This is a genomic window from Veillonella sp. CAG:933 (genome assembly GCF_000431435.1).
Lineage (GTDB): Bacteria > Bacillota > Negativicutes > Veillonellales > Veillonellaceae > Veillonella_A.
Window position 1 is genome coordinate 1 of the sequence record NZ_HF986175.1, and the last position, 4,716, is coordinate 4,716.

Annotated in this window: 5 protein-coding genes; all 5 read left to right on the forward strand. The window is 44.3% G+C overall.

Annotation, left to right across the window (positions count from 1 at the left end; translation table 11 throughout):
• Nucleotides 1-154 precede the first annotated feature (154 nt).
• The gene (locus QZL64_RS03765; RefSeq protein ID WP_021840671.1) at nucleotides 155-508 is read left to right on the forward strand and encodes a hypothetical protein; all 354 of its coding nucleotides are present in this window, start codon (nucleotides 155-157) and stop codon (nucleotides 506-508) included.
• Nucleotides 509-514: 6 nt separating this feature from the next.
• Nucleotides 515-2,167: a terminase large subunit gene (locus tag QZL64_RS03770; RefSeq protein ID WP_021840672.1), complete on the forward strand. Its 1,653-nt coding sequence runs from the start codon at nucleotides 515-517 to the stop codon at nucleotides 2,165-2,167.
• An 8-nt stretch (nucleotides 2,168-2,175) separates the two neighbouring features.
• Complete coding sequence (locus tag QZL64_RS03775; RefSeq protein ID WP_296309267.1) at nucleotides 2,176-3,441, forward strand: phage portal protein; 1,266 nt, start codon at nucleotides 2,176-2,178, stop codon at nucleotides 3,439-3,441.
• 1 nt (nucleotide 3,442) lies between these two features.
• Complete coding sequence (locus QZL64_RS03780; RefSeq protein WP_021840674.1) at nucleotides 3,443-4,036, forward strand: HK97 family phage prohead protease; 594 nt, start codon at nucleotides 3,443-3,445, stop codon at nucleotides 4,034-4,036.
• 18 nt (nucleotides 4,037-4,054) lie between these two features.
• A partial coding sequence (locus QZL64_RS03785) for a phage major capsid protein (protein ID WP_296309269.1) occupies nucleotides 4,055-4,716 on the forward strand: 662 nt, incomplete at its 3' end.

The following is a 4,716-nucleotide window of genomic DNA, read 5'->3' on the forward strand; positions in this document are numbered from 1 at the left end:
CGATATAGATTTACAGAGGACGGGAACATAACTCCCCCCTATCCACGAAAAAATTTAAGCCATGAATAGACCGAGGGGTGACTATAATTTTACTCTGCAAGGTCGCGCATGCGTGGTGTAGAGGGGGTGTGGTGTACTACAAGGGGTAAAAGAAATGGCGGAAAAGAAAGAAAAAACAAAAGAACAGAAAATAAAGACTGAAAAGAACAGACTTAAGCGGATTTTTAAGAACTTAGACGAAAATAAAAAGAGTTTAGTTACGCCGCTGATTGAAAAAGCCGCTTTCATGAGCGTTGAGCTTGACGAATTGCAGGAAGTCATAGAAAACGAGGGATGGACAAGCGAATACAAGAACGGCGCGAACCAGTACGGCACAAAGAAAAGCCCGGAGGCTGAAACCTATATAGCATTATCCAAGAACTACGCGGCAATTATCAAGCAATTAACAGAACTTGTACCGCCAGCCGAGAGAAAGAAAAGCAGGCTTGCGGCATTGAGGGAAGAGTAGCCGGAAGTGCCGTATAAAAATTATATCTACGAGTATTACCAGAAGATTTGTAGCGGCAAGATCACGGTAGGAAAGTGGATAAAAGCAATATTCAAAATTATCATAGATAGTCTGGAAAAGCAGGACTATTATTTCAGTGCAAAAGAGGCAAACAGAGCTATAAAATTCATAGAAAATTTTTGCCACCATAGCCAAGGGCGCAGCGATCTTTTAAAGCTGGAATTGTGGCAAAAAGCTATTGTATCCACCATTTTTGGCATTGTAGACGAAGAAAAAACACGTATTTTTCGTGAAATTTTTATAGTGATCGGGCGAAAAAACGGAAAAAGTTTATTCGCATCCGCGATTATTGCATACATGGCATACCTAGAGCCAGAGTACGGGCAGGAAATATACTGCCTTGCACCAAAACTGGAGCAGGCTGCAAAGGTGTATGACGGATTTTATCAGATGGTAAAAGCAGATGAAGAGCTGGCGGAGCTTGCAAAGAAACGGCGTTCAGATATCTACATTGAGGAAAGCAACACCATAATAAAACCGATTGCATTTAATGCGAAAAAGTCAGACGGATTTAACCCGCAGCTTGTAGTTTGTGACGAGATGGCGGCATGGGCAGGAGACGGCGGATTAAAGCAGTACGAGGTTATGAAATCCGCATTAGGCGCACGTAGGCAGCCTATGATTTTGAGCATTTCAACAGCCGGATACATTAACGATAGCATCTATGACGAGCTGATGAAGAGAAGCACCAGCTTTTTGAAAGGAAACAGCAAAGAGCGGAGGCTTTTACCATTCCTGTATATCATTGACGATATCGAAAAATGGAACGACATAGAGGAACTAAAGAAAGCAAACCCGAACATGGGCGTATCTGTCAAAGAAAGTTTCTTTATAGACGAGATCGCAATAGCAGAGGGCAGCTTAAGCAAGAAAGCAGAGTTTTTAACAAAATACTGCAATATCAAACAGAACAGCAGCGTTGCATGGCTCGAATATCAGACGGTGGAAAACGCTGCGGCGGACTTAACACTGGAGGACTTTAGAGAGTGCTACGCAGTGGGCGGCATTGATTTGAGCCAGACAACAGACTTAACGGCGGCAAGCGTGGTAATCGAAAAAGGCGGCATACTGTATGCCTTTACACAATTTTTCATGCCAAAGAACAAAGTGGAATACTTACAGGCTACGGACGGCGTGCCATATGATCTGTTTGTAAAAAGAGGACTGATTACAGTATCCGGGGAAAACTACGTTGGCTATAAAGACGTGTTTAACTGGTATGTATGGCTGATAAATGAATACGGAATAAGAGTTTTGAAAATCGGTTACGACAGATACAGCGCACAGTACCTTATTGACGATCTGAAAAACTACGGTTTCCACACGGATGATGTACACCAAGGCGAAAACCTCACGCCAGTTATCAGAGAGTTTGAGGGCATCATAAAAGACGGCAATTTTAAGATTGTAAATAACAATCTGCTGAAATCACATTTCTTGAATGTGGCATTAAAGCAGAATATGGAAACAAGGAAATTTAGACCGATAAAGATAGAGCAGCGGGCGCATATAGATGGTTTCGTATCTGTCATAGATGCTATGACAGTACGGCAGAAATACTATGCAGAAGTAGGAGAGATGCTAAAGAACGCCGATTAGAAAGGAGAGTGAACGGCATTAAATTCTTAGATTATCTTTTTCACGGGAAACAACTAAGAGTGATCGACAGCTATTTTAAGATGCTGAACGGGTACAGTCCTACGTTTACCAGCTATAACGGCGGCGTGTATGAGATGGATTTAACACGGACAGCTATAAACAGTTTCGCAACGCATTGCAGCAAATTAACGCCGGAGATCACAGGCAGCGCGCACAAAAATCTTGAAAAAGTTTTACAGCACAAGCCGAACTATTTCATGGATACAACAAAATTTATAAAGAGAGTGGCAACCTATGTAGCCACGGAGCACACCGCTTTTATTGTACCGATAGAGGACGAATATGGTGGGCTGTGCGGGTGGTATCCCCTGCGGGCGGAGCGTTGCGAAGTTGTAGAGGCAGCAGGACAAGTATATCTGCGGTATCTGTTTGCGAACGGCGAACACGCAGCAATAGAGTTTGAAAAGGTCGGGATAATGACGGACTTTGAATACACAGACGATCTTTTCGGAGAGGACAACCGAACTTTAAAGCCGACAATGCAGCTTATTCATACGCAGAATGAGGGCATCATAAACGCGGTAAAAAATTCTGCAAATATCCGCTTTCTGGCAAAAATTGCGAACATGATTAAGCCGGAGGATATTAAAAAAGAGCGGCAGAGGTTCACAGAAGAAAACTTAAGTTCCGACAATGACAGCGGAATGATTATTTATGATAACAAGTTTACTGATCTGAAACCTGTGGAAAGCAAGCCGTTTGTGCCGAACGCATTACAGACACAGCAGATACAGGACAATGTGTGTACGCATTTCGGAACAAATTTAGATATCTTACAAAACAAATTTAATGAGGATACATGGAACGCATATTACGAGGGAAAGATAGAGCCTTTTGCAATCCAGCTTTCTCTTGTTATGACGAATATGACGTTTACCCAGCGGGAAATTGCCTGCGGAAATGCAATTACATTCAGCGCAAACCGTTTACAGTACGCCTCAAATAGTACAAAGCTGCAAGTAAGTACACAGCTATTTGACCGGGCACTATTGAACCGTAACGGGGTAATGGATATATGGAATATGCCGCACGTTGAGGGCGGAGAAAAATACTATATCCGCAGGGATTACATAGAGGTAAGCGAGTTAGAAAAAACAGGGAAACAGACAGAACCGATAAATCAGAACCCGCAGGAGAAAGGAGACGGGCAGCAGGCAGGCACAGAGCCACCAGAACCCGCAAATAACGAGCCGGGAGAGGAAGAGGGTAAATAATATGCCAATAAAGAAAGAACGGGAATACAGGGCGCTTGCAGCGCCGCTATCTGCGGATGCAGCAACTAAGAGAATAGATACAGAGTATTACGTGGAGGGATACGCAACAACTTTTGATAAGCCATATCTGCTCTACGAGATCGGAGGAACTAAATACTATGAGAAAATAGACAGCCGCGCGCTGGATGGCGCTGATATGAGTGATGTTATCATGCAGTACGATCATGAGGGGCGCGTATTTGCCCGGCAGTCAAATAAAACACTGATATTAGTACCAGATCATAAAGGGCTGCTGATTGCGGCAGATTTAGGAAAAACAGAGCTTGCAAAAGGACTGTATGAGGATATTAAAGCCCGCATGATTACTAAAATGTCATGGGCGTTTACCGTGCAAGAGGAAAGCTACGACAGGGCAACACGGACAAGAACGATACTAAAGATAAAAAAGGTTTATGACGTATCCGCTGTAAGCATACCAGCAAACGGCGATACTGAAATAGCCGCCCGCAATTTTGCCCATAGGAGGTATGAGGCAGAGCGGCAGGAGATGCTTAAGAGACGGGCAGCAATACTAAAGATCAAAGCAAATTTATAAAAAGGAGAACAGACAAAAATGAGATTAAAAGAAATTGAGACAAGACTGGCAGAGATCAGAAAAGAGCTGACAGAGAACGCGGAAACGCTGACGGATGAACAGATTACCGCGCTGGAAACAGAGGTAGACAATTTGCAGGAGGAAAGAACAAGGCTTGTGGACGCACAGGAGAAAAGAACAAAGCTGCTTGCGAGAATTGCAGGCGGAGAGCCTGTAAACGGAGCAGAGGGCGGAGCTGGAACAGCGCCCACAGTATTACGGAATTTTGCAGGGGCAGCAGGCGGCGCAGGAGAAGAGCCGGAGAAAGAGGACAAGTATAGTTCCATGGCTTACAGAAAAGCATTTATGCAGCATGTGTGCAGAGGAACGGCAATTCCGGCAGAGTACCGCGCAGATGCAGTAAGCACTACAACGGACGTAGGGGCAGTAATTCCCACAACTGTACTGAACCAGATCGTACAGAAAATGGAGAGCACAGGAATGATTTTAGCTCTCGTAACGAGGACGGCATACAAGGGCGGCGTAAGTATCCCGGTATCTACTGTTAAGCCTACTGCTACATGGGTAGCGGAGAGCAAGGGCAGCGACAAGCAGAAACACAGCGCCACAAAGGATGGAATGATTACATTTGCTTACCACAAGCTGCGCTGTGCGGTAGCCGTATCTCTGGAAGTGGATAC